This is a genomic window from Arthrobacter sp. EPSL27 (assembly GCF_001512305.1).
Lineage (GTDB): Bacteria > Actinomycetota > Actinomycetes > Actinomycetales > Micrococcaceae > Arthrobacter.
Genome location: NZ_LNUT01000002.1, coordinates 121,284 through 147,794 on the forward strand (window position 1 = coordinate 121,284; position 26,511 = coordinate 147,794).

Below are 26,511 nucleotides of genomic sequence, written 5' to 3' on the forward strand. Positions count from 1 at the left end.
GTGCGATGTAGCAATCATGGCTGTGAGCGCGATCACTTGTCAACAAAAATAATCACCATCTAGAAATAGCTCTCACCATGTGAGAGCATTGAGCCATGAGTGTGAACCAAGACACAAAGCCGGCGGCCGATGACGCCGCCGCTGATGCCGCCTCCGCGCCAAGCTCCACCTCTCCGGGATCCAAGGGCCCCAAGGGCGCCAGGGAGGATTCCCGGACGGACATGGTGGGGAAGGCCCTGGGCCTGCTGGTGCTGCTCGGCGACGAGCCGCGCGGCGCGAGTGCCGCCGAGCTGTCACGCCGGGCGGAACTGCCCTTCAGCACCACATACCGACTGCTGGGATCCCTGACGCGGGACGGTTTTGTGGACTACGAGCCGGACGGCCGCCGCTACCACCTTGGCCTGCGGATCTTCCAGCTGGGGCAGCGGGTGTCCAACCACCACGGCTTTGCCGGGACAGCGCTCCCCATCCTGCGGCGGGTGACGGAGGAGACGGGCGAGGCCACCATCCTCTCCGTCCGCGACGGGAACCACCACCTCACCGTCAACAAGGTGGACGGGCCGCAGACCTTCCGCGTCACCAGCGACCCGGGCCACCTGGGCGCGCTGCACACCACCTCGGTGGGCAAGGCGCTGGTGGCGTTCGCCGATGACGCCACCCGCCACCAGCTGGTCGAAGAGCTGGAACTGGAGCCGCTGACCGACTTCTCCATTACCGACCGCGAGGCGTTCCGGGCCGAGATCGACCTGGTCCGCAAGCGCGGCTACGCGCTGATGGACCAGGAAAACGAGATGGGCATGCGGGCCGTCGCCGTTCCCGTGTTCAACACCCAGGGCCACGCCTTTGCCTCCCTGGCCACGGCGGTCCCGGTCTTCCGGATGACCGTCGAAGCCCTGGAGGCCCTGGTCCCGCTCCTCCAGTCGGCGGCGGCGGAGCTGTCCGCCCGGCTGCCCCAGCAATAAAACCCATGCGCAGCCTGTATTTGTTCGCTAGTAGAACAACAGTGCAACATGTGAACAAATGCGGTACTGTAATCCCCAGCACACGGTCCGCGGGCGCCCAGCGCGTCCCCGCCGGCCGGGCGCCGTTGTCAAAGGAGCTATACGGATGAGCAACCGAGCAGAGTCCTTCCTCGTGGGCCTGATAGGCGATGGCGTGATGCCGTCCCTCACGCCCCCCATGCATGAACGCGAAGGTGATGTGCAGGGCCTCCGGTACCTCTACCGCCCCATCGACCTCACCGAGCTGGGGCTTTCCGGCCGGAGCGTCGGGGAGCTCCTGACGGGCGCCTACCGCCTGGGCTTCAACGGGCTGAACATCACGCATCCGTGCAAGCAGCTGGTCCTGGAACACCTCGACGAGGTCACCCCGGACGCCCGGCGCCTCGGAGCCGTCAACACGGTGACCATCCGGGACGGCCGCTTCATCGGCCACAACACCGACTTCTCCGGGTTCGCCGCGGCGCTGGCCGCCGGCCTGCCGGGAGCCAAGCTGCACCGCGTGGTGCAGCTGGGGGCCGGGGGTGCCGGCTCCGCCGTCGCCTACGCCCTGCTCACCGCCGGAGTCCGCGAACTGGACCTGGTGGACACCGACCCTGCCCGCTGCGCGGCGCGCGCCGCCGAACTGGCCGGCTTCTTCCCGGACCAGCTGGTCACCGCGCGGACGACGGCGGAGCTGCCGCAGCTGATGCCGATGGCCGACGGCCTCGTGCACTGCACGCCGGTGGGCATGGCCGCCCACCCCGGCGTCCCGCTGGACATGTCCCTTGTGTCCGCACGCCACTGGGTCGCTGACATCGTGTACCGGCCGATCGAGACCGAGCTGGTCCGCGAAGCCCGGGCCAAGGGCTGCGACGTGCTCGACGGCGGCCGCATGGCCGTGGGGCAGGCCGCTGACGCCTTCCGGATTTTCACCGGCCGCGAGGCCGACGCGGACCGGATGCGCGCCCACTTCCTGGAGCTCGTCGCCGCCGAAGAGGTGGCCGCCTGATGCGCACCGGAATCGCCACCGTCTGCCTCTCCGGCACCCTGCGCGAGAAGATGCAGGCCTGCGCCGCCGCGGGCTTCGACGGGATCGAAATCTTCGAACAGGACCTCGTCACCTCCGCGCTCACCCCGGAGGAAATCCGCGCGATGGCCGCGGACCTGGGCCTGGGCCTGGATCTGTACCAGCCGTTCCGGGACTTCGACAGCGTCCCCGGGGACCTGCTCGCCGCCAACCTGCGCCGCGCGGACGCCAAGTTCCGGCTGATGTCCCGGCTCGGCATGGACACGGTGCTGGTCTGCTCCAACGTGGCCACCGCCAGCATCGACGACGACGGGCTCCGGGCCGAGCAGCTTGCCGCCCTCGCCGCCCTGGCCCAGGACCACGGCGTCAGGGTGGCCTATGAGGCACTGGCCTGGGGCAAATACGTCAACGACTACGAGCACGCCCACCGGCTGGTCACAGCCGTGGACCACCCCAGCCTGGGCACCTGCCTGGACTCGTTCCACATCCTCTCCCGCGACTGGGACACCGCCCCGATCGAGTCCTTCGCCCCGGAGAAGATCTTCTTCGTCCAGGTGGCAGACGCCCCCCGGCTGTCCATGGACGTGCTGTCCTGGAGCCGGCACTACCGGGTGTTCCCGGGTGAAGGGCAGTTCGAACTCGCCAAGTTCCTGGGCCACGTGGTCCGGGCCGGCTACACCGGCCCGGTGTCCCTCGAAGTCTTCAACGACGTCTTCCGCCAGTCCGACGTCGACCGCACCGCCGTGGATGCGATGCGGTCGCTGATCTGGCTCGAGGAACAGGGCGCCCAGTGGCTGGACGCGCAGCCGGCCGCCGCGCCGGCCGACGCCGCCAGGGCCGGAGCATTTCCGGCCCGCCGCCGGTACCCGATGGAACTGGCCACGCTCCCGCAGGTGGCCGAGCCCGCCGGCTTCAACTTCGCCGAGGTGGCGGCCGCGGAGACCGCCGGCCTGGAAACCCTGCTGGGCCAGCTGGGGTTCGCGTTCAACGGGCGCCACCGGACCAAGGACGTGCAGCTGTGGACCATGGGCCAGGCCCGCGTGATCATCAACGAGGTGCCGGCCCCCGGCTCCGGCGCCCCGGCCGCCCCCGCCATCTCCGCCCTCGGTTTCGACGTCGATTCCCCCGTGGTTGCCGCGGCCCGGGCCCAGCAGCTCAAGGCCCCGTCGGTGCCGCGCAAGAGCCAGGCCGATGAGGAAATCTTCCAGGGCTTCGCCGCCCCCGATTCCACCGAGATCTTCCTGTGCCAGGGCAGCCCCGACGGCACCGCCGTGTGGACCCGCGAATTCGGCGAAGGGCTGGACCACCCGGCTAACGCCGGGGCAGGGGCGCCGGGAGCCGTGATCGACCACGTCAACCTCGCCCAGCCCTGGCAGCACTTCGACGAGGCCGTGCTCTTCTATACGAGCGCGCTGGCCCTGGAAGCCCAGCCGTACGCGGAAGTGGCCAGCCCCACCGGGCTGGTCCGGTCACAGGTGATGGCCACCGGGGACCGCGGCGTCCGCCTGGTGCTGAACCTGGCACCCCTGGTCCAGCGCGACGGCGGGGCTCCGGAGGACGCGACGGCCGGCCCGGAGTGCACCGGCCGGCGCCGCACCTACCAGGAACACATTGCCTTCGCCGTGGACGACCTCGTGGCGACGGCGCGGGCCGCCAAAGCCCGGGGCCTGGAGTTCCTGCAGATCCCGGACAACTACTACGAGGACCTGGACGCCCGGTTCGCCCTGGACCCCGCCTTCCTGGCAACCCTCCGGGAGCTCAACCTCCTCTACGACCGCGACGCCGACGGCGAATTCCTGCACTTCTACACCGCCACCGTAGGCAGCGTGTTTTTCGAGATGGTGGAACGCCGCGGCACCTACGACGGTTACGGGGCCCCGAACGCCCCGGTGCGGCACGCCGTCCAGTACGACCACCTGCACCAGCTCGCCACCACCTGACCAACCCCGCCCACCACCCCACCCCCCGCCCCATCCAACGAAAGGAGGCTGCTGTGCCTGAAGAACTGAACCTGGAAACCTACAACGCGGACCCGCTCACCGAGGACGTGTCCGACGACGCCGCGGGGGCCGCACCGACGACGCCTGCGCCCGCCCGCCCCGCCCTGGACACCGCCGCAGAGTCGCAGGCGGACCTCAGCGCCGAGATGAAGGCCCTCGGCGATGCCTACGCCCAGGCGCTCAGCAACGGCGCCCCGGCAGAAACCCAGCCACGCCTGGACTACGCACCGTACCGCAGCAGCGTCCTGCGCCACCCCACCAAGGACCTGCACCACGCGGACCCGGAAACCATCGAGCTGCACTCCCCGGCCTTCGGGCACATGGACGTGCACGCCCTGGAAGCCGACCTCACCATCGCGCACAACGGTGAACCGCTGGGCGAACGCATCATCGTGTCCGGCCGGGTCCTCGACGGGGACGGCCGCCCCGTCGCCGGCCAGCTCGTGGAAATCTGGCAGGCGAACTCCGCCGGCCGCTACATCCACAAGCGCGACCAGCACCCCGCCCCGCTGGACCCCAACTTCACCGGCGTCGGCCGCTGCATCACCGGCGCCGACGGCTCCTACAGCTTCACCACCATCAAGCCCGGCGCCTACCCGTGGAAGAACCACCTGAACGCCTGGCGCCCGGCCCACATCCACTTCTCCCTGTTCGGCCAGGAATTCACCCAGCGGATCGTCACCCAGATGTACTTTCCCGGGGACCAGCTTTTCCCGCTGGACCCGATCTACCAGTCGATCGTGGACCAGGACGCCCGCGACCGGCTCGTCGCCACGTACAACCACGAGCAGACCAAACCCGAATGGGCGCTGGCGTACACCTGGGACATCGTCCTGACCGGGTCCAAGCGGACCTGGACCGAAAACGAGGCCATAGGCACAGAAGGAGACCACGATGAATAGGGCCAGCAGGGGTAAGCTCACCCCCACCCCCGGCCAGACCGTGGGCCCTTTCTACGGCTACGCCCTGCCCTACGCCCAGGACCGTGAACTCCTGGCCCCCGGCTCCCCGGGCTCCATCCGGCTGCAGGGCACCGTGTACGACGGCGCCGGGCACCCCATCCCGGACGCGATCCTGGAAATCTGGCAGGCCGACGCGGACGGCAATGTGCCGCACCGCACCGGCTCCCTGGTCCGCGACAGCTACACCTTCACCGGCTTCGGCCGCAGCGCCGTGGGCAACACGGGCGTCTTCACCTTCACCACCGTGAACCCCGGCCCCACCGAGGACGGCGCGGCCCCGTTCATCGCCGTCGCGATCTTCGCCCGCGGCCTCATGAACCGGCTCTTCACCCGGATCTACCTGCCGGAAAACGAGAAGGCCCTCGCCACCGACCCGCTGCTGTCCTCCCTGGACCCGGAACGCCGCAGCACCCTGATCGCCCGCCGCGATCCCGACGGCGGCCTGACCTGGGACGTCCGGCTGCGGGGCGACCGCGAAACCGTGTTCCTTGATTTTGAAGGTGCCGACCCCGAGGGCGCCTCGACGTGACCTCCCGTGAAACTGGCAGCGTTACTGACGGTGACGTCGGGCTGCTGAGCCCCGTCTCGGCGTCGCCCCTCGTCGCGGAGCTCACCGGCGACCGGGCCGTGCTGGCCGCCATCCTCCGGGTTGAGGCCGCCTGGGCCGCGGTCCTGGAAGGCGCCTCCCTGGCGCCCGCCGGGTCCGCCGCGGTGGTGGCCGCGGCCGCCGACGTGGACAGCTACGACCTTGCCGGTGTGGCCGTGCGCGCCCAGGGCGGCGCCAACCCGGTCATCCCGCTGCTGGCCGACCTCCGTGGCCAGGTTGCGGCCCTCGATACGGCCGGCATCGGCGCCGCGAAAGCCGTCCACACCTCGCTGACCAGCCAGGACGTGCTCGATTCCGCGCTGGTCCTGCTGGCCAGGGACGCTGTCCGCGGGCTCCTCACCGAGCTGAAAGCAACGACGGCGGCGCTGGCCGCCCTCGCGGAGCAGCATGCCGGCACCCTCTGCGTGGGTCGCAGCCTCACCCAGCACTCCCTGCCGTACAGCTTCGGACTCAAGGCGGCCCAGTGGTTCCACGGGCTCGCCGCCGCGGCACGCCGGCTCGAGTCCCTGGACTTCCCGGTACAGACCGGGGGAGCGGCCGGAACCCTCGCCGCCGGCCTGGTGCTCACGGACGGCTCCGGCGTCAGCGCCTTTGAGCTCTCCGACCGGCTGGCCGCCGAACTCGGCCTGGCACCCGTCCCGGCACCGTGGCACACCAACCGGCTGGCGGTAACGTCCCTCGGCGACGCGCTGGCCGCCGTGACCGACGCGGCGGGCAAGATCGCCTCCGACGTGCTGTTCCTCTGCCGCCCGGAGGTGGCCGAACTCGCCGAACCCCGAGCAGCGGGACGGGGCGGGTCCTCCGCCATGCCGCACAAGCAGAACCCGGTGCTGTCCGTGCTGGTCCGCAGCGCGGCCCTGCAGGCACCCGGCCAGGCCGCCCAGCTGCACCTGGCCGCCGCCACCTTCAACGACGAACGCCCCGACGGCGCCTGGCACAGCGAATGGCCGGCGCTCCGCCAGCTCCTCCGGCTGGGGCTCGGCGCCGCCGAGCAGCTCCGGGAACTGGCCACCGGCCTGCAGGTCTTTCCCGACGCCATGCGCCGCAACCTGGACCTGTCCGGGCCGCTGCTGCTCAGCGAAGCCGTCGCGGCCGCCGTCGCGCCGCTCCTGCCCGGAGCCGACGGCCGGAGCCGGCTGCAGGCCGCTGTGGACCGGACGCTCCAGGTCCCCGCCGCGGAGCAGGCCGCCACGTACCGGCGGCTGCTCCGGGAGGCCGTCCCGGCGGACCTCCTGCCGGATGCCCGGCTGGAGGAACTGCTCGATCCGGCCAACTACCTCGGCCACGCCGCCGACATCTCCCGACGCATCCTGGCGGCCTACCCGGAATACGCCGCACCCGCCTCATCACCCACCCCCGACCTGAACGGAGCCTCCCGTGGCTAGACCAACAGTGAAGGCAGTACTGCTCTCGCCCCAGCGTCCGCTGGGCGACAAACCCCTCCTCGTGGCCGGCCCGTCCCTGGGCACCTCCACGCTGCTCTGGAGCCAGGCCGCCGCCGTGCTCGGCGACGACGTCGACGTCGTCGCCTGGGACCTCCCCGGCCACGGCATCTCCCCGGCCGCAGCCGGGCCGTTCACCGTCGCGGAACTGGCCGACGCCGTCGTCGACCTTGTCGACTCGATCGCCCCGTACGCCCGCTTCCACTACGCCGGCGTCTCCCTGGGCGGCGCCACCGGGCTGCAGCTGGGCATTAAGCACGGCGAACGGCTCAAGAGCCTGTCCGTGCAGTGCACCGGCGCCAAGCTGGGCACCCCGGAGGGCTGGCTGGAACGCGCGGAGACCGTCCGCAGCCAGGGAACCCCGGTGATGATCCAGGGCTCGGCGGAGCGCTGGTTCGCCCCCGGCTTTATGGAGCACCAGCCCGAGCTCAGCAGCCGGCTGCTGCACAGCCTGCGCGACGCCGACCGCTTCAGCTACGCCTACTGCTGCGAGGCCCTCGCCGGCTACGATGTGCGGCACGAACTGGGCAGCATCACCGTCCCCACCCAGGCGATCGCCGGAGCCCTGGACGGCGTGGCCCCGCCGTCGCTGGCCGCCGAGATCGTCGCAGGAATCACGGCCGGTGGCGGCACCGCCAGTGCGGCCACCCTCGAGGGGGTGGCCCACCTGGCGCCGTTCGAGGCGCCCGGCCACGTCGCCGGACTGATGCGCAGCCTCATCACCTGGGCGGAATCTGCCGGAGCAGCACAGTGAGCGGCGCCGATCCCAGCGGCGCAGATCCCAGCAGCGCAGGGCGGAATGGGGTAGTCCAGCCGGATGCCACCAGCCAGGACATCTACGACGGCGGCATGAAGGTCCGCCGCGAGGTGCTCGGCGACGCCCACGTGGACCGGGCCAACGCCGCCAAGGATTCCTTCACCGAGGACTTCCAGGACATGATCACCCGGATCGCCTGGGGCGGCATCTGGACCCGCCCGGGCCTAACCCGGCAGATGCGCTCCGCCGTCACCATCACCGCGATGGTGGCCCACGGGCACTGGGAAGAGCTGGCGATGCACCTGCGCGCCGCCATCACCAACGGCCTGAGCCGCGACGAGATCAAGGAAATCCTGCTCCAGACCGCCATCTACTGCGGGGTTCCCGCCGCCAACACCGCCTTCAAGACCGCCCAGCAGGTCTTCCATTCCATGGACAACGCAGGAACGGACAAGCCAGCCATGGACAACGCAGGAACGGAAACTACCGGAACGGACAAGACAGCATGAACCAGGCCTACCTGTACGACGCCGTCAGGACCCCGTTCGGGAAGTTCGGCGGCGGACTCGCCGCCGTCCGCCCGGACGACCTCGCCGCCCACGTGATCCGGGAGGCCGTCCGGCGGGCCCCGGCCCTCGACGCCGGGCGGATCGACGAGGTGGTGTTCGGCAACGCCAACGGCGCCGGCGAGGAAAACCGCAACGTGGCCCGGATGGGCACCCTGCTGGCGGGGCTGCCGGTCTCGGTCCCGGGCACCACGGTCAACCGGCTCTGCGGATCCTCGCTGGACGCCGCCATCATCGCCTCCCGGGAGATCAACACCGGCGACGCCGACCTCATGCTGGTGGGCGGGGCCGAATCGATGTCCCGCGCGCCGTGGGTGCTGCCCAAGACCGAGAAGCCGTACCCGGCCGGGGACATGTCCCTGGTGTCCACCACGCTGGGCTGGCGGCTGGTCAATCCGGCCATGCCCCCGGAGTGGGCCGTGTCCCTCGGCGAGGCCACGGAACGGCTCCGCGAGAAGTACGGGATCACCCGCGAGGCGCAGGACGCCTTCTCCGCGGACTCCCACAACCTGGCCGCCGCGGCCTGGGACGAGGGCTTCTACGACAATCTGGTCACTCCGGTTCCGGGCACCGGCCTGGTCCGGGACGAGGGCATCCGCCCCGGGTCCTCCGCGGAAAAACTCGCCGGCCTCAAGACCGTGTTCCGGGCAGAGAACGGCACAGTCACCGCAGGGAACGCGTCCCCGCTGTCCGACGGCGCCTCCGCGGCCTGGCTCGGCAGCGAGGCCGCCGCCGGGCTGCTGGGCCTCGACCCGCTGGCCCGCATCGCCGGCCGCGGTGCGCACGCCAACGATCCGCAGTACTTCGGCTACGCCCCCGTGGAGGCGGCGAACAAGGCCCTCGCCAAAGCCGGCATCGGCTGGGACCAGGTGGGCGCCGTCGAACTCAACGAGGCGTTCGCCGCGCAGTCCCTGGCGTGCATCAACGCCTGGGGCATCGAGCCGGGCATCGTGAACCGGCACGGCGGGGCGATCGCCATGGGCCACCCGCTGGGCGCCTCCGGCGGGCGCATCCTCGGCACTCTCGCCCGGTCCCTGCAGGCCTCCGGCGAACGCTGGGGCGTCGCCGCGATCTGCATCGGCGTCGGCCAGGGCCTGGCCGTCGTCCTCGAAAACGTCACTGCTTCCTCCGGAACCGCAACAGGAAAGGCGTAAGCGATGCTGAACTTCGCAGACAGCGTCGGCGAGGCCGTCGCCGGCATCAAGGACGGCTCCACCGTCATGATCGGCGGTTTCGGCAACGCCGGCCAGCCGTTCGAACTCATCGACGCGCTGCTGGACTGCGGCGCCACCGGCCTCACCGTGGTCAACAACAACGCCGGCCAGGGCGACCAGGGCCTCGCCCTGCTGATCAAGGAGGGCCGGGTGAAGAAGATGATCTGTTCCTTCCCGCGGCAGTCCGACTCCTGGCACTTCGACGCCAAGTTCCGGGCCGGAGAAGTCGAACTGGAACTCGTCCCGCAGGGCAACCTGGCCGAGCGGATCCGCGCCGCCGGCGCCGGGATCGGCGGGTTCTTCACCCCCACCGGCTACGGCACCATGCTGGCCGAGGGCAAGGAAACCCGCATCCTCGACGGCCGCGGCCAGGTCTTCGAGACCCCCATCCATGCCGACGTGGCGCTGATCAAGGCGCTCACGGCCGACACCAAGGGCAACCTGGTCTACCGCAAAACGGCCCGGAACTTCGGCCCCATCATGGCCGCGGCGGCTAAGCACACCGTGGTCCAGGTGTCCGGGATCGTCCCCGCCGGCAGCCTCGACCCGGAGAACGTCGTCACCCCCGGCATCTACGTCAACAGCATTGTGAAGGTGGCCTGAGATGAGCATCCAGACCGGTATCCAGACCTCCCGGACACCGCTCGGCCGCGATGACCTGGCCCGCCTGGTGGCCCGGGACATCCAGGCGGGATCCTTCGTGAATCTCGGCATCGGCCAGCCCACCCTGGTCTCCAACTACCTCAAGCCGGAGCAGAACATCACGCTGCACACCGAAAACGGCATGCTGGGCATGGGACCCGTTGCCACCGGGGACCAGATCGACGGCGACCTCATCAACGCCGGGAAGATCCCGGTGACCGAACTGCCCGGAGCCTCCTACTTCCACCACGCCGATTCCTTCGCGATCATGCGCGGCGGGCACCTGGACATCTGCGTGCTGGGCGCGTTCCAGGTCTCCGCCACCGGGGACCTCGCCAACTGGCACACCGGCGGGCCGGACGCGATCCCCGCCGTCGGCGGCGCCATGGACCTCGCCACCGGGGCCAAGGACGTGTTTGTGATGATGACGCTCCTGACCCGGGAGGGTGTGTCCAAGCTGGTCGGGACGTGCACCTACCCGCTGACCGGCGTCGGCTGCGTCACCCGGATCTACACGGACAAGGCCGTCTTCCTGACCGGGCCCGGCGGCGTCCAGGTCCGGGAGACCTTCGGCTGCACGCTCGACGAGCTCCAGGACCTGGTGCCGGTGCCGCTCACCGCCGCGACCGGGGCCTGACGCGGGCAACCCGCACTCGCGGACAGGGGGACCCGGATAAAGACAGGGGGACGCGGATAAAGTGGTGCGGGACCGAGAGGCAGGGCAATGATTGACGCAGCAAAGGACGCGGTGACCGGCGCCCCCGCGGCCAGCGACCAGTACGTGCAGTCGCTGGCGCGCGGGCTGGCCGTGATCCGCGCCTTCGACACCGACCACCCGAAGATGACACTGACCGAGGTGGCGGCCCGGACGGACCTTACCCGGGCCACCGCGCGGCGGTTCCTGTACACGCTGGTGGAGCTGGGCTACGTCCGGACGGACGGGAAGATCTTCGCCCTGACCGCCAAGGTGCTGCAGCTCGGCTACGCCTACCTGTCCGGGCTGTCGCTGCCGCAGCTGGCGCAGCCGCACCTTGAGGAGCTCTCCCTCCAACTGGGGGAGTCGACGTCGGCCGCTGTGCTGGAAGGCGCGGACATCGCCTACGTCGCCCGGGTGGCGGCACGCCGGATCATGACCGTCGGCATCACGGTGGGCACCCGCTTCCCGGCGTACGCCACCTCCATGGGCCGGGTGCTGCTGGCCGCCCTGCCGCCCGCCGATCTGGAGGAGTACCTGGCGGGCGCCGAGATCCGGCCCCTGACCCCCGGGGCGATCGGAACGCGGAAGGAACTGCTGGAGGAACTGGCCGCCGTCCGGGCGCAGGGCTGGTGCCTGCTTGACCAGGAACTCGAAGTCGGGCTGATGTCCGTCGCCGCCCCCGTCCGGGACGGAGCCCGCGTGGTCGCCGCCATCAACGTGTCACTGCAGGCCCAGTCGGTCGCCAGCCGGCCGGACCCTGAGGCCTACCTCGATTCGGTCCGGGCAGCCGCCGTGGCCACGGCCGCGCTCATCTCCGCGGACCTGTCAGCCGGGCGCTGAGGCGGCCCGGCCCTCGGTTCCTTGCCTGAGCGGCCTAGCCTTCGTCGCCCGGAACCGGTGCGGTGGAGACGGTGATGGTGACTCCCGCGTCGGCGTCGCGGATTTTGAGGTGCAGGTCCTTGCCCACCAGCGAGGCGTGGATGTCCTCGCTGTCCGCGGGGGCAAGCTGTTCCGCCAGCCGGGTGACCGCCAGCGCCATGGCCCGGCCCCAGTCGTGGGGATCCATGCTGGACGCGTCGGCCTCGGCCGAGTGGTTCTGCTGTGGTTCGGACATGTGCTCCTGCTTCCCGCCCGGCACCCGGGCACGGCCAGTCTAGTGACACCGCCGCACGAACGTCCACGGGTCGCACCCCGGCTGCGCCGGTTGGGCCCGGAACCCCGCTAGGATTTCAATCCGGGACACCCCACGCCCGCCTGCCTCAGAAGGATGCCATGACAGAGAACAATCACGCGCCTGAGGTCACCCCCCGGCTCCGGCGCGCCGCCGTCGTTATCAACCCGGCCAAATCAGTGGGCGAGGCGCTCAAGGGTGCCATTTTCCGGCTCTGCGAAACGCAGGGCTGGGCGGAGCCGCTGTGGCTGGAAACCACTGTCGAAGACCCGGGCACCGGCCAGGCGCGCGAGGCGCTGAAGGCCGGCGTCGACGTGGTGATTGCTGCCGGCGGCGACGGCACCGTGCGCTGCGTCGCGGAGGTGCTGGCCGGCACCGGAACGCCCATGGGCCTGGTGCCCCTGGGCACCGGCAACCTGCTGGCCCGCAACCTCGGAGTGGACATCACCGATCCGGTGTCCGCCTGCTACGACGTGCTTAACGGCAGTGAAGAGGCCATCGACGTCGTGAAGTCAAGGCTCGACCGCGCGGACGAGGAGCAGGTGTTCCTCGTGATGGCCGGTCTGGGCTACGACGCCGCCATCATGGCGGACACCGTCGACGTCCTGAAGGACCGCATGGGCTGGCTCGCCTACGTGGAGGCCGGCATCCGCAAACTGCCCGGCAAACCGGTGAAGGCGAGCATCAGCGTCGACGGCAAGGAACCCGTCCGCCGCCGCATCCGGAGCGTCATGATCGGCAACTGCGGCCGGATCATGGGCGGCATTGAGATCTTCCCGGACGCCAAGATCGACGACGGTGTGCTGGACCTGCTGGTCCTGGCCCCGCGCGGCCGGCTCGGCTGGCTGGGAGTGGTGGCCGGCATCTTTGGCCGGAACAAGAACGAGACCGAATCAGTGGAGTACTTCCAGGGCAAATCCGCGGAGATCACGCTGGAACGCGAACAGGAGTTCCAGCTCGACGGCGACCACCTTGGCACCGGAACGCACCTTGAGGTGACGGTCGACCGCGGGGCGTTGAAGGTCCTGATGACCGCCTCCGCCGTGTAGCGTCCCCTCCCCGCGGGCCGGCGCTACTTGTCAGCCGGGCTTCCCGCGTAGGCTCTGGGTCGGCGGTCCGGGGGGTGAGTACTACCCGGACCGCCCCGCCGGCGATGGTTTGCAAAGGCAAGTATCGGTTCGGGTATGAACCACTCGTGACCGGCGCGCTCCCACCAACTTGGATTGGCTAAGGCATCAATCGATGCAGCCAATTGCCTTTGGGAGGGAGTCGCAGTGGCCCGCGCGTTCCTTGTCGCCCCGGATGTCCGTTCCGCCAGCCGGGCACCCGTTTTCTATGCGGACCAGGCGGCTCCGGTCCGGCCACCGCTCTCCGGCCGCGAGTGGGCGCGGTTCCTGCGCCGCGTGCTGCACGCCTCGGATACCCTGCTGGTCCTGCTCACCGTCCTGGCGGGCTTCCTCGTGCACTACGAGGGTGACCGGCCCCTCGCGGGGAGCACCACGGACGCCAACGGTGCCCTGATCGGAGCCGTCCTCGGCGGAATGTGGATCACGGCCCTGTCCCTCTACCGCACCAGGGACCCCAAGATCCTGGGCGCCGGGAGCAGCGAGTACAAGCGCGTGGCCTCCGCCAGCGGTGCGGTCTTCGGACTGCTCGCGGTGCTGCTGGTGGCCTTCCGCGTGCAGCCGGCCTCCGCGTTCTACCTGGTGTCCCTTCCGCTGGGGCTGGTGGTCCTGCCCGCCAGCCGCTGGGCGGCCCGCCGCTGGTACAACGGGCGCCAGGCCCACGGGCAATACCTCGTCAAGGCGGTGGTGATCGGGCAGCCCGAGGACGTCCGGTACGTGCTCAAGCGCATCGCCCGGAAATCCGGGGCCGTCTACGAGATTCTTGGCGTGTCGCTGCCCGGCGGGCGGCGGGGCACCTGGTTCGACGCCGACGGGCGCCGGATGCCGGTGCTCTCCTCCACCGATGACGTGGTCCGGACGGTGGGCACCTGCGGGGCGGAGGCTGTCATCGTGGCCGGCCCCGTGCCGGGCGGCAACCAGTACATCCGCGAACTGGGCTGGGGGCTGGAGGAGCACCGGGCGGAGCTGGTGCTGGCCTCCTCCCTGACCAACGTTGCGGGCCCCCGGATCCACTGGCGTCCGGTGGAGGGGCTGCCGCTGATGCACGTGGACGTGCCCCGCTACAGCGGCGCCAAACATGCCTGCAAGCGGCTGCTCGACATCGTGGTTGCCGGCACGGCGCTGGTCCTGCTCTCGCCCGTTCTGCTAACCCTGGCCCTGATCGTCAAACACGACAGCCCGGGGCCCGTCCTCTTCCGCCAGGAGCGGGTGGGCAAGGCCGGCCAACCGTTCCGGATGCTCAAATTCCGCTCGATGGTGGTCAACGCCGAGGCCGCACTGGACGGCCTGGGGGCGCACAACCAGGGCGCCGGGGTCCTCTTCAAAATGCACAACGATCCCCGGGTTACCCGCTGCGGACGCTGGATGCGCCGGTTCTCGCTGGACGAGCTGCCCCAGTTCTGGAACGTCCTCACCGGCGAAATGAGCCTGGTGGGGCCCCGCCCGCCGCTGGCGCGGGAGGTGGGCCGGTACGAGCGCCACACGCGCCGGCGGCTTCTGATCAAACCCGGGATTACCGGGCTGTGGCAGATCAACGGCAGGTCCGACCTGCCGTGGGACGAGGCCGTGCGCCTCGATCTCTATTACGTCGAGAACTGGTCGATTATGGGTGACGTCATCATCATGTGGCGCACCTTCCGAGCTATGTGCGCGCCAGCCGGCGCCTACTGACGGAGTGAGGAACACACAATGGATGAATCACGTTCGGGGTACTTCCGCGGCCTGGAACCCTGCCTTGCCGGCGGACCGCTCAGGGTCGCCGTCGTCGGCGCCGGCTACTGGGGGCCCAACCTGGCACGGAATTTCACTGCCAGCCCTGACTGGGACCTGGCCGGGATCGTGGACCTGGACCGGCCCAGGGCTGCCAGGCTCGCGTCCGCCCAGGGCGGCGTTCCGGTCTTCGCCTCCATCGACGAACTCCTGGACCTGGCGGACGTGGACGCCGTGGCCATCGCGACGCCGGCCCACACCCATCACGGCATCGCGCTGACGGCCCTCAAAGCGGGGAAGCATGTGCTGGTCGAGAAGCCCCTCGCGGACAGCCGGGTCAAGGGACTCGAAATGGTTGAGGAGGCGGAGGAACGCGGACTGGTCCTGATGGCGGACCACACCTACTGCTACACCCCGGCCGTGCTGAAGATCCGCGAGCTGATCGCGGACGGGTCGCTGGGTGAAATCCTGTTCATCGACTCGGTCCGGATCAACCTGGGGCTCGTGCAGCCGGACGTGGACGTCTTTTGGGACCTCGCCCCGCATGACCTGTCCATCCTCGATTTCATCCTCCCCGACGGGCTGCGGCCGGCGGAAGTGTCAGCGCACGGCGCGGATCCGCTCGGAACGGGCCAGGCCTGCGTCGGGCACCTCAACTTCGCGCTCGCGAACGACGCCATGGCCCACGTCCACGTCAACTGGCTGAGCCCGACCAAGATCCGCCAGCTGGTGGTTGGCGGCTCCCGGCGGACCCTGGTCTGGGACGACCTGAACCCCCAGCAACGGCTCAGCGTCTACGACCGGGGAGTCAGCCTCGACCGGCAATCACCGTCCGCGGCGGACCGGAAGGCCTCCGCCATTTCCTACCGGCTGGGCGACACATGGTCCCCGGCCCTGCCCGAACACGAGGCCCTCGGACAGATGGTGGCCGAGTTCGCCGCCAGCATCCGCCAGCAGCGCCCCGCCCGGACCAGCGGCGCCTCCGGCCTCCGCGTGCTGTCCGTCCTGGAGGCCGTCAGCGACAGCCTCAGAGCGGACGGGAAAGCCAGCGTCGTGGTCGGCACCGAGACGCGGCTGGAGGCAACGCGATGAGCATCCTGCAGGGCGCACAGGTCCTGGTGACGGGCGGCGCGGGCACCATCGGTTCCACGGTGGTGGACCACCTGCTCGACGCCGGCGCCGGCCGGGTGGACGTGCTCGACAACCTGGTGCGCGGCCGGCGCGCCAACCTCGATCCGGCGCTGGCCAGCGGGCGGGTGGAACTCATCGAAGGCGACCTCCGGGACCGGGACCTGGTCCACGACCTCAGCCGCGGCAAGGACATCGTCTTCCACCAGGCGGCCATCCGGATCACCCAGTGCGCCGAGGAACCCCGGCTCGCCCTCGAAGTGCTGGTGGACGGGACCTTCAACGTGCTCGAAGCGGCGTCCGCGCAGCGGGTCGGCAAGCTGGTTGCCGCCTCGAGCGCGTCGGTCTATGGCATGGCGGAGACGTTCCCCACGCCGGAACGCCACCACCACTACAACAACGACACCTTTTACGGCGCGGCAAAGTCGTTCAACGAGGCCATGGCCCGCAGCTTCCGCGCCATGTCCGGGCTGGACTACGTACTGCTGCGCTACTTCAACGTGTACGGCCCCCGGATGGACGTCCACGGCCTCTATACCGAGGTGCTGGTGCGCTGGATGGAGCGCATCGACGACGGGCTTCCGCCGCTGATCTTCGGCGACGGCCGGCAGACCATGGACTTCGTCCATGCGAGGGACGTGGCCCGGGCCAACATCCTGGCCGCGGGCAGCACGGCGGTGGACGGGGTCTACAACGTCGCCAGCGGCACCGAGACCAGCCTGCTGGAACTGGCCGAGGCGCTGCTGCGGGCCATGGATTCGGACCTCCACGTCGAACACGGCCCCGAACGCGCCGTCAACGGCGTGGTCAGACGGCAGGCGGATACGGCTGAGGCATGGCGGGACCTGGGGTTCAGGGCGGAAACCGGCCTCGAGGAGGGCCTGCGGGAACTGGTGGACTGGTGGCGGCCCCTGCGCGCAGAAATCGCCGACGCCAGGGTCGGCGGTGCGCGGTGATCCTCGACCAGGACCGGTCCCTGAGCCGGATCAATGTCATGAAGCCGTGGCTCGGGGCGGAGGAAGCCGCGGCCGTGGCCGAAGTGATCGCCTCCGGCTGGGTGGCGCAGGGTCCCCGCGTTGCGCGCTTCGAGGAAGCATTTGCCGCCGCGCAGCAGGCCAGCCACGCCGTCGCCGTCTCCAACTGCACCACGGCGCTGCACCTGGCGCTGAAAGTGGCCGGCGTCGGGCCCGGGGATGACGTGGTGGTCCCCTCCCTGTCCTTCATCGCCACCGCCAACGCGGCCACGTACGTCGGCGCCCGGCCTGTCTTCGCCGACGTCGAGGCGGACACCGGGAACGTCTCCGTGCAGACCCTCGCCGCCGCCCTCACCCCGGCCACCCGGGCCGTGATTGTGGTGGACCAGGGCGGCATGCCGGTGGACCTCGATCCGATCCGCGCCCTCTGCGACGGCCTCGGCATCACCGTCATCGAGGACGCTGCCTGCGCGGCGGGCAGCACCTACCGGGGCCGTCCGGCCGGAGCGGGCGCCGAGATCGCCGCCTGGTCGTTCCACCCGCGCAAGATCCTCACCACCGGGGAGGGCGGGATGCTGACGCTGCGCAACGCCGGCTGGGCCGGCCGCGCCCGGAAGCTCCGCGAACACGCCATGAGCGTCTCCGCGAACGATCGGCATGCCTCGGTGCTGGCGCCCGCGGAGGAATACGGGGAGATCGGGTTCAACTACCGGATGACCGACATGCAGGCCGCCGTCGGGCTGGTGCAGCTGGACCGGCTGGGCGAGGCCGTGTCCCGGCGCCGGGCCATCGCCGCGGCCTACCGGAAGGCGCTCGCCGGCGTCGAGGGCCTGCGGTTCAGCGAGGACCCCCTCCACGGCACCAGCAACTTCCAGTCGTTCTGGGTGGAGGTCCTGCCGGAGTTCGCCCTGGACCGGGACGAACTGCTGGAACGGCTGGCGCTGGACGGCATTTCCGCCCGGCGCGGCATCATGGCCTCGCACCGGCAGCCCGCCTACGCCGGAATGGACACCGGCCGGGCGGACCTGTCCGTGACGGAGCGGCTCACGGACCACACCGTGATCCTGCCCGTCTACCACCAGCTGACCCTGGACGAGCAGTCCCGGGTCATCCGTTCGATCCTGAAGGCTGCGGGGGAATTCCATGACTGAGTTGCTGCTGATGGGTGCCAGCGGCCTGGCCCGGGAGGTGCTGGCCTGCGTCCGCGAGGAGGGCCAGTTCGACGTCGTCGGAGTGCTTGACGACGACGAATCCAAGGCGGGGACGGACCTGGACGGCGCCCCGATCCTGGGACCCGCCAGCCTCGCCCTCCGGTACCCGGGGGCCCGGGCGGTTGTCTGCATCGGGCCGGGCGCCGGGCGGGAGCGGGTGGTTGCCCGGCTGGCCGGGCTGGGATTCCCGGCCCACCGCTTCGCGACCGTGGTGGACCGCTCTGTCCGTGTCCCGTACTGCTGCGACGTCGGCCCTGGAAGCATCCTGCTGGGCAATGTCACCCTTACCGCCGGCATCACGGTCGGCAGCCATGTGGTGATGATGCCCGGCGTGACGCTGACCCACGACGTGGTGGTGGAGGACTTCGCCACCCTCGCCGCCGGCGTCTCCCTCGGCGGCGGCGTGCGGGTCGGGCGTGCCGCGTACCTCGGCATGAATTCGTCGGTGCGTGAAGCCCGGACGGTGGGCGCCGGCAGCCGGGTGGGAATGGGGGCCGCCGTCCTGGTCGATGTGCCGGACGGGGAGATCTGGGCCGGAGTTCCGGCCAGGGTGCTCGAACCCTCAGCGGCCGCCGCAGGAGGCGTGCGGTGACCGGGCCGGGGGGCATCAGCGTCCCCATGGTTGACCTGGCCGCCCAGCAGGACGAGATCGCCGATGAAGTCGCCGCCGGGCTGAAGGACATCTTCACCCAGGCATCGTTCATCGGGGGACCCGCGGTCGCGGAATTCGAGCAGGCCTACGCCCGGTTCCTCGGCGCCGGGCACTGCGTGGGCGTGGCCAACGGCACCGACGCGCTGGAGCTGGCACTGCGTGCGTCCGGGGTGACGGCCGGGGGCGAAGTCATCCTGCCCGCCAACACGTTTATCGCCACTGCCGAGGCGGTGAGCCGGATCGGCGCGGTGCCGGTACTTGTCGACGTCGACCCGGTGCATCTCCTGATCGATCCGGACCAGGTGGCCGCTGCGGTGACGTCCCGGACCCAGGCGATCATGCCGGTCCACCTGTTCGGCCAGACAGCGTTTGTGGAGCGGCTGGCCCCCGTGGCGGCGGCCTGCGGCGCCGCCATTGTCGAAGACGCCGCCCAGTCCCAGGGGGCGTCCCGCCACGGCCGGTCCGCCGGGACGCTGGGGCACGCGGCCGGCACCAGCTTCTATCCGGGCAAGAACCTCGGCGCCGCCGGGGACGCAGGGGCCGTGCTGACGGACGACGACGGCACTGCCGCCCGGGTGCGGATGCTCGGCGCCCACGGCAGCGAACGCAAGTACCAGCACGATGCGATCGGCATGAACTCGCGCCTCGACACCATCCAGGCGGTGGTGCTCCGCGCCAAGCTGCGCCGGCTGGCCGGGTGGAACGAACGACGGCGGCGGGCCGCGGACCGCTACCAGGAACTCCTTGCGGGCCTGCCGGGCGTGATCCTTCCGCGCTCGGCCGAGGGAAACATCGACGTCTGGCATCTGTATGTCATCCGGGTCGCGGAACGGGACCGGGTCCTTGCCGCGCTGAACGGCGCAGGAATCGGCGCCGGCATCCACTACCCGGTGCCGGTGCACCTCAGCCGCGCCTACCGGGAGCTGGGCTACGGCCCCGGCGATTTCCCCGTCGCGGAGCGGGCTGCCGGCGGCATCCTGTCGCTGCCGATCTTTCCGCACATCAGCGAGGCGCAGCAGGAGTATGTGGCGGACCAGCTGCAGGCCGCCCTGGGCCGGCCATGAAGATGTGGATTTGGGCCGCCCTGGCCCGGGATGATTCCGCTGCTGCGGGCACAGCCGGACGCCGGATGGTTCTTTCCTGCCTTTCGGCGCTGTACCTGACCGGGTTGGCGATTAGGCCATCTGGCCGACGCCGGTTGACCGACCGCTGGCCGGCTTTCTTGCGCAAATCCTCAATGCCCTGCGGGAATTTCCCTTCGCAGGCGGTGCCGGGTACGGGCACATCGAGGGAGGCGCCAACGTCCTACTCTTTGTCCCGTTCGGTGTCCTTGCGGCCCTCATCCTGCCGGTCAGGCGGTGGTGGCTGGCGGTGGCATGTGGAGCCCTCACCTCGGGCGCGATCGAAATCATCCAGTTTGTCTCGCTGAGCCAGCGCCATGCCAGCCTGGCGGACGTTGTGAACAACACCCTCGGTGCCCTGCTCGGTGCCGCTGCAGTCCGCATCATCCAAAAGCCCCCGGACCGGGGCAAGGCTCCAGGCACGGCCTCCAAACCGATACGAAAATCCAATGAAGGAGGTGTGCCATGCGAGCCATCGCAGACACAGCAGACGTAGCAGACGGCGCCGCCATTGGCGACGGGACCCGGATCTGGCATCTCGCGCAGGTCCGTGAGGATGCCATCGTGGGGAACAACTGCACGATTGGCCGCGGCGCCTACGTGGGACCGGGAGTGGTCGTCGGGTCGAACTGCAAGCTGCAGAATTACGCCTTAGTCTACGAACCGGCCCGGCTTGCCGACGGTGTTTTCGTCGGCCCGGCGGCGGTGCTCACCAACGACTTACACCCCCGGGCGGTGACTCCCGACGGCGTGCTGAAAAGCTCTGAGGACTGGGACGCCGTAGGCGTGACTGTGGGCGAGGGTGCCTCTATTGGTGCCCGGGCCGTCTGCGTCGCCCCCGTAGCCATCGGCCGGTGGGCCACCGTCGCGGCTGGGGCGGTGGTCACCAAGGACGTCCCGGACTATGCGGTGGTGGTGGGTGTGCCGGCGCGCCAGGCGGGCTGGGTGGGCGAGGCCGGGCGTCCGCTGAAACAAGACAGCGCCGGCCGCTGGCTTTGTCCACACACGGGCCGCCGGTACGTCGAGAGCAACGGTCACCTTGCGCCCGACGCGGCGTGCTGAAAAGGGGAGTCATGGAAACGCAGGCCAGCAGCAAGGTGGTCCTCGGCGGAACGCCCGTCGACCTGATGGGCCACGGGCCAGCCTTGGACCTAATCCTGCGGCGGGCGGCACACCGTGGATCCAGGCCCCTTGCCGTGGCGTCGGTTAATCTCGACCACCTCCACCACTTTGGTGCGGGAAGCCGCTGGTCAGGAACAATGCACGCCGATCCGGGCAGCGCCGTGGAGTGGATCCAGCTGATCGACGGCGCCCCGCTGGTGTCCGAGTCGCAGCGCCTGACCGGACGTCACTGGCCCCGGCTCGCCGGCAGCGACCTAGCAGCCCCACTACTGTCCCGGGCAGAGGAGTTGGGCCTGGCAGTCGGCTTCCTGGGCGGTTCGGAGGACAACCAGCGGCTCCTGGCCACGAAAATTGCCGCCGAATGCCCGCGGCTTCGAGTTGCGGGCATGTGGTCCCCGGCCAGAAGCGAACTGTCCACGGCCACAGCCTCCGAGAGAATCGCCCGGGAGATCGCAGGTTCCGGCGCACAAATCCTCTTTGTGGGCCTGGGCAAGCCGCGCCAGGAGCTCTGGATAGACCGCTACGCGGCCCTGACGGGGGCCGGGGTCGTGCTGGCTTTTGGCGCCGCCGTTGACTTCCTGGCCGGCCGGGTTCCCCGCGCCCCCGGGTGGGCAAGACGGCACGGGCTGGAGTGGGGGTACCGGCTGGCCCTGGAGCCGAAGCGGCTCGCGGGACGGTACTTGCTGGCGGGCCCGCCAGCCTATGTGAAGCTCAGGACCTGTTCGCACACCGTTCCGCCGGACCCGCCGAAGGTGCCGGCGCTACCCGTCCCCGCACCACGAACCCCGGGGCGGTTCACCGGACCGGACGGCCCCGCGGATACCGCTGTCATCATCGTCACGCACAACAACGCCGGCGACGTCGACGCCTTGCTGCAGTGCCTGCGCGCAGAGACAGCCGACCTCGCGCTGCGGGTGCTGTTGGCCGACAACTCCTCCCGGGACGGCACCATAGGGCAGGTCCGTGCCCTGCATCCGGATGTAATCGCTTTCGCAACCGGCGGCAACCTGGGGTACGCCGCCGGTATCAACGCCTCCCTGCGGAGAGCGGGAAATGCCGAAACCATCATGATCCTCAACCCGGACCTTACGTTGGAGCGCGGCTGCCTCAAAGCGATGCTGCACCGCATGGTCACCTCGGGCGCAGGCGCTGTGGTGCCCCGGATCCTGGATTCGACGGGTGCCACCAGCCCCACGCTCCACCGTGAACCGGGCGTCAGCCGGGCCCTCGGAGACGCCGTCCTGGGGCGGCGGGCGCCCGGCAGGCCCGGCTGGCTCGCATCGACGGATTTCCATGCGGAAAGCTACGCCTACGCGCACACCGTCGAGTGGGCCAGCGGCGCGGCGCTGATGGTCAGCCGCGTCGTGGCCGATTGCGTGGCCTGGGACGAATCCTTCTTCCTCTACTCGGAAGAGACTGATTTCTTCCGCAGGCTTCGGGAGCGAGGAGAAAAAGTCTGGTTTGAGCCGTCCGCCACCGTGACCCACGACGGCGGCGGCTCCGGCTCCTCGCCGCGGCTGAATGCGCTGATGGCGGTCAACCGGATCCGCTATATCCGGAAATACCATTCCCCGGCGTACGCTGCCGCCTTTCATGGGGCCGCGGCCCTCTCGGAGCTCCTGCGCTGCTGGAAGCGGGACCGCGAGGGTGTGCTGCGCACGGTCCTCGATGAGGAAAGCTGGCAATCTCTGCCGGGCCCCAGCAAAGATGCGGCCGACCACGCAGCGTTCCCGCCGGGCTCGGTGATTATTCCGGCGCACGACGAAGAGTCCGTCATTGCTCGGACCCTCGCCCCGCTGGCGGAGCTGGCTGCGGCGGGGCAGCTGGAGGTTATCGTTGCCTGCAACGGCTGTTCCGACAACACGGCCGGGGTCGCCCGCGGTTTCGCCGGCGTAGCCGTCCTGGAGCTGGATCAAGCGTCCAAGGCCGCCGCCCTCAACGCGGGGGACGCCGCCGCGTCGCGGTGGCCGCGGCTTTACCTTGACGCGGATGTGGAGGCCAGCCCGGCCGCAGTGAGGTCCGTTTTTGCCGCGCTCAATTCAGGTCAGGTGCTGGCCGCGCGACCGGCGGCCCGTTTTGAGCTGCAGGACGCTCACCCCCTGGTCCGCTCCTACTACCGTACCCGTCTCCGCCTTCCGTCCGCCCGCGGCGGACTGTGGGGAGGCGGCGCCTACGGGCTCTCCCAAGAGGGACGGCAGCGCTTTGGGCCGTTCCCCGCCCTGACCGCGGACGACCTGTTTGTGGACCGGCTCTTCGAACCCGCGGAAAAAGCCGTCCTCGATGTGGATCCCGTCGTGGTGCGGCCGCCCAGGACGCCGGGGGGTCAGATCGCGGTGCTGCACCGCGTCTACCGCGGCAACGCTGAGCAAAACGGCCGTAACAGCCAGGCCCCTGCCGTGCCGTCCGTCGCCTGCCCGAGCGGCCGGCGCGGCACGGCCGGCCGGACGCTGTCGGAGGTGGCCCTGTCCGTCCGCGGTCCGATATCCGCCGCACATGCCCTGGTTTACGTGGGGTTCGCCCTGGCAGGCCGGCGGGGGAGCGGGCGTCCGGTGGTATGGGAACGCGACGCCACCACCCGGCAGCCGGCCGCCGTTACCCCGCGCTGACCTTACCCGACCGGTGGTCCGTCAGCGGTCCGCGGGCGGCCAGACCGTCCGCCCTGGTGTGATCCGGGCCGGCGACCTGGGCCAGAAGGTCGCGGATCTCCGCCAGCAGCGCCGTGTCGGCCGGTAGCGGCTTCTCTTCCGGCTCCGCCGTGGCGAGGCGCTTCTTGACCAGCTGGTTGATGCGGTTCATCGGAGCCACGAAGATGAAGTACACCACGGCGGCCGTGATCATAAACGTGATGAACGCCGTAATGACGGCCCCGATGTTGACGAACGTCTTGTCATTGCCCGGCCAGATCCGGAAGCCCAGCCCGCCGGTCTCCACACCGCCGGCCGCCGCAATGATGGGGTTCACGATGTTTGAGGTGAAGGCGCTGACCAGGGAGGTGAACGCGGTGCCCACCACCACAGCGATGGACAGTTCGATCACGTTGCCGCGCAGGATAAAGTCCTTGAATCCTTTGAGCATGGGGTCCTCCGGGTGCCTCGATGTACTCTGTATGCCGCCCCGGAAACGGGGAATCAACCGCTAGACGCTATCACTTCCGGCGTAGACTCGGGGGTGGATGCCAGCGCCGCCGTCGAGATGATCCGACCGCAAGAAAGGCGCCCCGTGAAGCTGCTGGCCGAAATGTTCACCATGGCTCCGGGCAACAAAGACCACCATCCTGCCCTCCGCTGCGCCGTCAGCGTTTTTGTCCCGCTGATTACGCTCGTGCTGCTGGACCGGCTGGACCTGGCCATCTTCGCCTCCTTCGGGGCGTTCACCGGAATCTACGGCCGCAACGAGCCGCACGCCCGGCGCTTCGGCCAACAGGTCCGCGCCGGCTCGCTGATGGTGGCCGTGATGCTGCTCGCCGCCCTGACCGCCCGTGCCGGGGCCGCCTTTTCGCTCACGCCCGCGGAGACCGTCTGGCTCCAGGTCGCCGCAACCACCCTGGTGGCCGGCTGCTGCTCGCTGATTGTTGCCCGGTGGCGCCTCCGCCCGGCGGGTTCGCTGTTCCACATCTTTGCGTTCGCCGCGATTGCGTCCATCCCCAACCAGCCGCCGCTGTGGCAGTGCATGCTGGTTGCCGTCGCGACCGCCGTCTTCGCCCTGCTGGTGGGCATGTCCTCCCGCCTGGCCCGGAGCCGCCGCACGCCCTGGGTGCATCCCGCCGCCGCGCCGCTGTCCCCGGCGGAAAAACGCACGGCCCTGCTCGAGAGCACCGGCTACCTCGTCGCTGCCGGCGCGGCCGGTGTCCTCGCCACACTCGCCGGGCAGCAGCTGGGCTTCGGCCACAACTACTGGGCGATGGTGGCCGCCGTCGTGCCGCTGGTGGGCCACACCACCCGGCACCGGGTGAGCCGGGGGCTGCAAAGGATCCTGGGCACAGCGGCGGGCCTGGTACTGCTCGCCGGGATCCTGCTCCTCCAGCCTGCCCCCTGGCAGACCGTCCTCATCATCGCGGCCTGCCAGTTCGGCGCGGAGATGTTCATTGCCCGCCAATACCTCCTGGCCCAGGTCTTCGTCACGCCCCTGGCGCTGATTTCCACCCTGCTGGTGGTGCCCGCGGCACCGGGCCTCCTGCTGCGCGACCGGATCGTGGACACCGTCATCGGAGCCGCCGTCGGCATCGCCGTCGTGCTCGCCCCGACGGCCTGGCGCCGCCTTCGCGCCGCGCGCAGCCTCCCCGCCTAGCGCCTAGCGCCCAGCGGACACGGCATCGTGGACACGGCACAGCGGACACGGCGCAGTGGACACGGCATTGGGCCAAAGGCCCCTGTCCCGCGGCCGGCAGGGCCCCGAGGCTAGTCTGGACACGTCGGGGCAGCAGAGGCATCGGGGGGATTGCTGGTGGAAGCAGTGCAGGTACAAACCAGGGACGTGCTGGACGTCAGCGGGCTCGTCCGCCGCTTCGGTGACCTGACCGCCGTCGACGGCGTGTCCTTCCAGATCCGTGCCGGGGAAACGTACGGGCTGCTGGGCCCCAACGGCGCCGGCAAGACCACCATCATTTCCATGGTCGCCGGCCTGATCCCGGCCGACGAGGGCACCGTCCGGGTGGCCGGCCGGGACATGACCCCGGCCGAGACGGACGCCAAACGGGCCATCGGCCTGGTCCCGCAGGAACTGGCCATCTACCCGGACCTGACCGCGCGGGAGAACCTGAAGTTCTTCGGCCGGCTGCAGGGGCTCGCCGGCAAGGACCTCACCCGGCGCACCAACGAGGTGCTCGAACTGATCGGCCTCAGCGACCGCGCCGGGGACCAGACCAAGAAGTACTCCGGCGGCATGAAGCGCCGGCTGAACATCGGCATCGGCCTGCTGCACCGGCCCACGCTGCTGATCCTGGACGAACCGACCGTGGGGGTGGACCCGCAGTCCCGCAACTCCATCCTTGAATCCGTGGAAAGGCTCTCGGTCGAAGGCATGGCCGTCCTCTACACCACGCACTACATGGAGGAAGCGGAGCGGCTCTGCGACCGGATCGCAATCATCGACGAGGGCCGGATTCAAGCCGAGGGCACCCGCGATGAGCTGATCACCCTCACGGGCGGGGTGGACCGGATCAACCTCCGCGGCGGCGGCAGCACGGCCCGGGCCGCGGACGCCCTGCGCGGGCTGCCCGCCGTCCAGCACGTCGACAACGACGGCGCCGGGCTGATGCTCACGGTCAGTGACGGGCCCACCGCCCTGGCCGGGATCGTCACCGGCGCCGGTGCCGCCGGCATGTCGGTGACATCCGTGGAGATCGTCCGGCCCGACCTGGAGTCCGTCTTCCTGCACCTCACAGGGAAAGCGCTGAGGGACTGAC

26 protein-coding genes are annotated in these 26,511 nt (G+C 70.1%); 24 read left to right on the plus strand and 2 right to left on the minus strand.

The genetic code is table 11. The annotated features are described in order from the left end of the window. Positions 1–95: 95 nt before the first annotated feature. The 12 genes from AR539_RS01795 to AR539_RS01850 all read left to right on the plus strand — a co-directional run bounded on the left by AR539_RS01795 (position 96) and on the right by AR539_RS01850 (position 11,734). A complete protein-coding gene (locus tag AR539_RS01795) occupies positions 96–962 on the plus strand; it encodes an IclR family transcriptional regulator (RefSeq protein ID WP_082699148.1) in 867 nt (288 codons plus the stop codon). Positions 963–1,107: 145 nt separating this feature from the next. After that, positions 1,108–1,989: a shikimate dehydrogenase gene (locus tag AR539_RS01800; RefSeq protein ID WP_066431957.1), complete on the plus strand. Its 882-nt coding sequence runs from the start codon at positions 1,108–1,110 to the stop codon at positions 1,987–1,989. Continuing rightward, positions 1,989–3,947, plus strand: coding sequence for a bifunctional sugar phosphate isomerase/epimerase/4-hydroxyphenylpyruvate dioxygenase family protein (locus AR539_RS01805; RefSeq protein WP_066431959.1), 1,959 nt, complete (start codon positions 1,989–1,991; stop codon positions 3,945–3,947). Before AR539_RS01800 ends, AR539_RS01805 begins: the two co-directional genes overlap by 1 nt. A 53-nt stretch (positions 3,948–4,000) precedes the next feature. Next, positions 4,001–4,909, plus strand: a complete 909-nt coding sequence (pcaH, locus tag AR539_RS01810) for a protocatechuate 3,4-dioxygenase subunit beta (protein ID WP_082699149.1) — start codon at positions 4,001–4,003, stop codon at positions 4,907–4,909. Then, positions 4,902–5,498 (plus strand): protocatechuate 3,4-dioxygenase subunit alpha, encoded by a 597-nt coding sequence (gene pcaG / locus AR539_RS01815; protein ID WP_066431962.1) that lies wholly within the window; start codon positions 4,902–4,904, stop codon positions 5,496–5,498. The genes pcaH and pcaG overlap by 8 nt, the downstream gene beginning before the upstream one ends. Beyond that, positions 5,495–6,961 (plus strand): lyase family protein, encoded by a 1,467-nt coding sequence (locus AR539_RS01820; RefSeq protein WP_066431965.1) that lies wholly within the window; start codon positions 5,495–5,497, stop codon positions 6,959–6,961. The genes pcaG and AR539_RS01820 overlap by 4 nt, the downstream gene beginning before the upstream one ends. Next, a complete protein-coding gene (locus AR539_RS01825) occupies positions 6,954–7,772 on the plus strand; it encodes an alpha/beta fold hydrolase (RefSeq protein ID WP_066431974.1) in 819 nt (272 codons plus the stop codon). Before AR539_RS01820 ends, AR539_RS01825 begins: the two co-directional genes overlap by 8 nt. Then, a complete protein-coding gene (gene pcaC / locus AR539_RS01830) occupies positions 7,769–8,284 on the plus strand; it encodes a 4-carboxymuconolactone decarboxylase (protein WP_066431976.1) in 516 nt (171 codons plus the stop codon). The genes AR539_RS01825 and pcaC overlap by 4 nt, the downstream gene beginning before the upstream one ends. Beyond that, on the plus strand, positions 8,281–9,495 hold the full coding sequence (locus tag AR539_RS01835; protein ID WP_066431978.1) for a thiolase family protein: 1,215 nt from the start codon (positions 8,281–8,283) through the stop codon (positions 9,493–9,495). The genes pcaC and AR539_RS01835 overlap by 4 nt, the downstream gene beginning before the upstream one ends. A 3-nt stretch (positions 9,496–9,498) precedes the next feature. Beyond that, complete coding sequence (locus tag AR539_RS01840) at positions 9,499–10,158, plus strand: 3-oxoacid CoA-transferase subunit A (RefSeq protein WP_066431981.1); 660 nt, start codon at positions 9,499–9,501, stop codon at positions 10,156–10,158. A gap of 1 nt (position 10,159) precedes the next feature. Further along, complete coding sequence (locus AR539_RS01845) at positions 10,160–10,834, plus strand: 3-oxoacid CoA-transferase subunit B (protein ID WP_066431983.1); 675 nt, start codon at positions 10,160–10,162, stop codon at positions 10,832–10,834. Positions 10,835–10,921: 87 nt separating this feature from the next. Beyond that, a complete protein-coding gene (locus AR539_RS01850) occupies positions 10,922–11,734 on the plus strand; it encodes an IclR family transcriptional regulator domain-containing protein (RefSeq protein WP_066431985.1) in 813 nt (270 codons plus the stop codon). 34 nt (positions 11,735–11,768) lie between these two features. Here the strand turns inward: AR539_RS01850 and AR539_RS01855 are convergent, their stop codons facing one another. Next, entirely contained in the window at positions 11,769–12,008 is a 240-nt protein-coding gene (locus tag AR539_RS01855) for a hypothetical protein (protein WP_066431988.1), read from the minus strand. Between the two features lie 158 nt (positions 12,009–12,166). Between AR539_RS01855 and AR539_RS01860 the strand changes: the two genes are divergently transcribed. From AR539_RS01860 to AR539_RS18880, 10 genes are all read left to right on the plus strand, one after another. Further along, positions 12,167–13,114 carry a diacylglycerol/lipid kinase family protein gene (locus tag AR539_RS01860; RefSeq protein ID WP_066431995.1) on the plus strand — a complete coding sequence of 316 codons (948 nt, stop codon included), beginning with the start codon at positions 12,167–12,169 and terminating at the stop codon, positions 13,112–13,114. Positions 13,115–13,339: 225 nt separating this feature from the next. Beyond that, positions 13,340–14,860, plus strand: a complete 1,521-nt coding sequence (locus AR539_RS01865; protein WP_066431998.1) for a sugar transferase — start codon at positions 13,340–13,342, stop codon at positions 14,858–14,860. 18 nt (positions 14,861–14,878) lie between these two features. After that, positions 14,879–15,991: a Gfo/Idh/MocA family protein gene (locus AR539_RS01870; RefSeq protein WP_066432000.1), complete on the plus strand. Its 1,113-nt coding sequence runs from the start codon at positions 14,879–14,881 to the stop codon at positions 15,989–15,991. Further along, positions 15,988–16,983 (plus strand): NAD-dependent epimerase/dehydratase family protein, encoded by a 996-nt coding sequence (locus tag AR539_RS01875; protein WP_066432004.1) that lies wholly within the window; start codon positions 15,988–15,990, stop codon positions 16,981–16,983. The genes AR539_RS01870 and AR539_RS01875 overlap by 4 nt, the downstream gene beginning before the upstream one ends. A 38-nt stretch (positions 16,984–17,021) precedes the next feature. Next, entirely contained in the window at positions 17,022–18,152 is a 1,131-nt protein-coding gene (locus AR539_RS01880) for a DegT/DnrJ/EryC1/StrS family aminotransferase (RefSeq protein ID WP_066432116.1), read from the plus strand. After that, on the plus strand, positions 18,145–18,804 hold the full coding sequence (locus tag AR539_RS01885) for a NeuD/PglB/VioB family sugar acetyltransferase (RefSeq protein WP_066432009.1): 660 nt from the start codon (positions 18,145–18,147) through the stop codon (positions 18,802–18,804). Before AR539_RS01880 ends, AR539_RS01885 begins: the two co-directional genes overlap by 8 nt. A 26-nt stretch (positions 18,805–18,830) precedes the next feature. Next, complete coding sequence (locus AR539_RS01890; protein WP_066432118.1) at positions 18,831–19,928, plus strand: DegT/DnrJ/EryC1/StrS family aminotransferase; 1,098 nt, start codon at positions 18,831–18,833, stop codon at positions 19,926–19,928. Between the two features lie 220 nt (positions 19,929–20,148). Then, on the plus strand, positions 20,149–20,481 hold the full coding sequence (locus AR539_RS19880) for a VanZ family protein (RefSeq protein ID WP_442854387.1): 333 nt from the start codon (positions 20,149–20,151) through the stop codon (positions 20,479–20,481). Then, positions 20,451–21,047, plus strand: a complete 597-nt coding sequence (locus tag AR539_RS01895) for an acyltransferase (protein WP_066432018.1) — start codon at positions 20,451–20,453, stop codon at positions 21,045–21,047. The genes AR539_RS19880 and AR539_RS01895 overlap by 31 nt, the downstream gene beginning before the upstream one ends. Positions 21,048–21,058: 11 nt before the next feature. Beyond that, entirely contained in the window at positions 21,059–23,713 is a 2,655-nt protein-coding gene (locus AR539_RS18880) for a WecB/TagA/CpsF family glycosyltransferase (RefSeq protein WP_082699152.1), read from the plus strand. Here the strand turns inward: AR539_RS18880 and mscL are convergent. Continuing rightward, entirely contained in the window at positions 23,700–24,182 is a 483-nt protein-coding gene (mscL, locus tag AR539_RS01905) for a large conductance mechanosensitive channel protein MscL (RefSeq protein ID WP_082699153.1), read from the minus strand. The genes AR539_RS18880 and mscL overlap by 14 nt on opposite strands. A gap of 144 nt (positions 24,183–24,326) precedes the next feature. On the opposite strand from mscL, the gene AR539_RS01910 reads away from it, so the two are divergent. Further along, entirely contained in the window at positions 24,327–25,394 is a 1,068-nt protein-coding gene (locus AR539_RS01910; protein ID WP_066432020.1) for an FUSC family protein, read from the plus strand. 165 nt (positions 25,395–25,559) lie between these two features. Next, entirely contained in the window at positions 25,560–26,510 is a 951-nt protein-coding gene (locus tag AR539_RS01915; protein WP_066432122.1) for an ABC transporter ATP-binding protein, read from the plus strand. Position 26,511 lies beyond the last annotated feature (1 nt).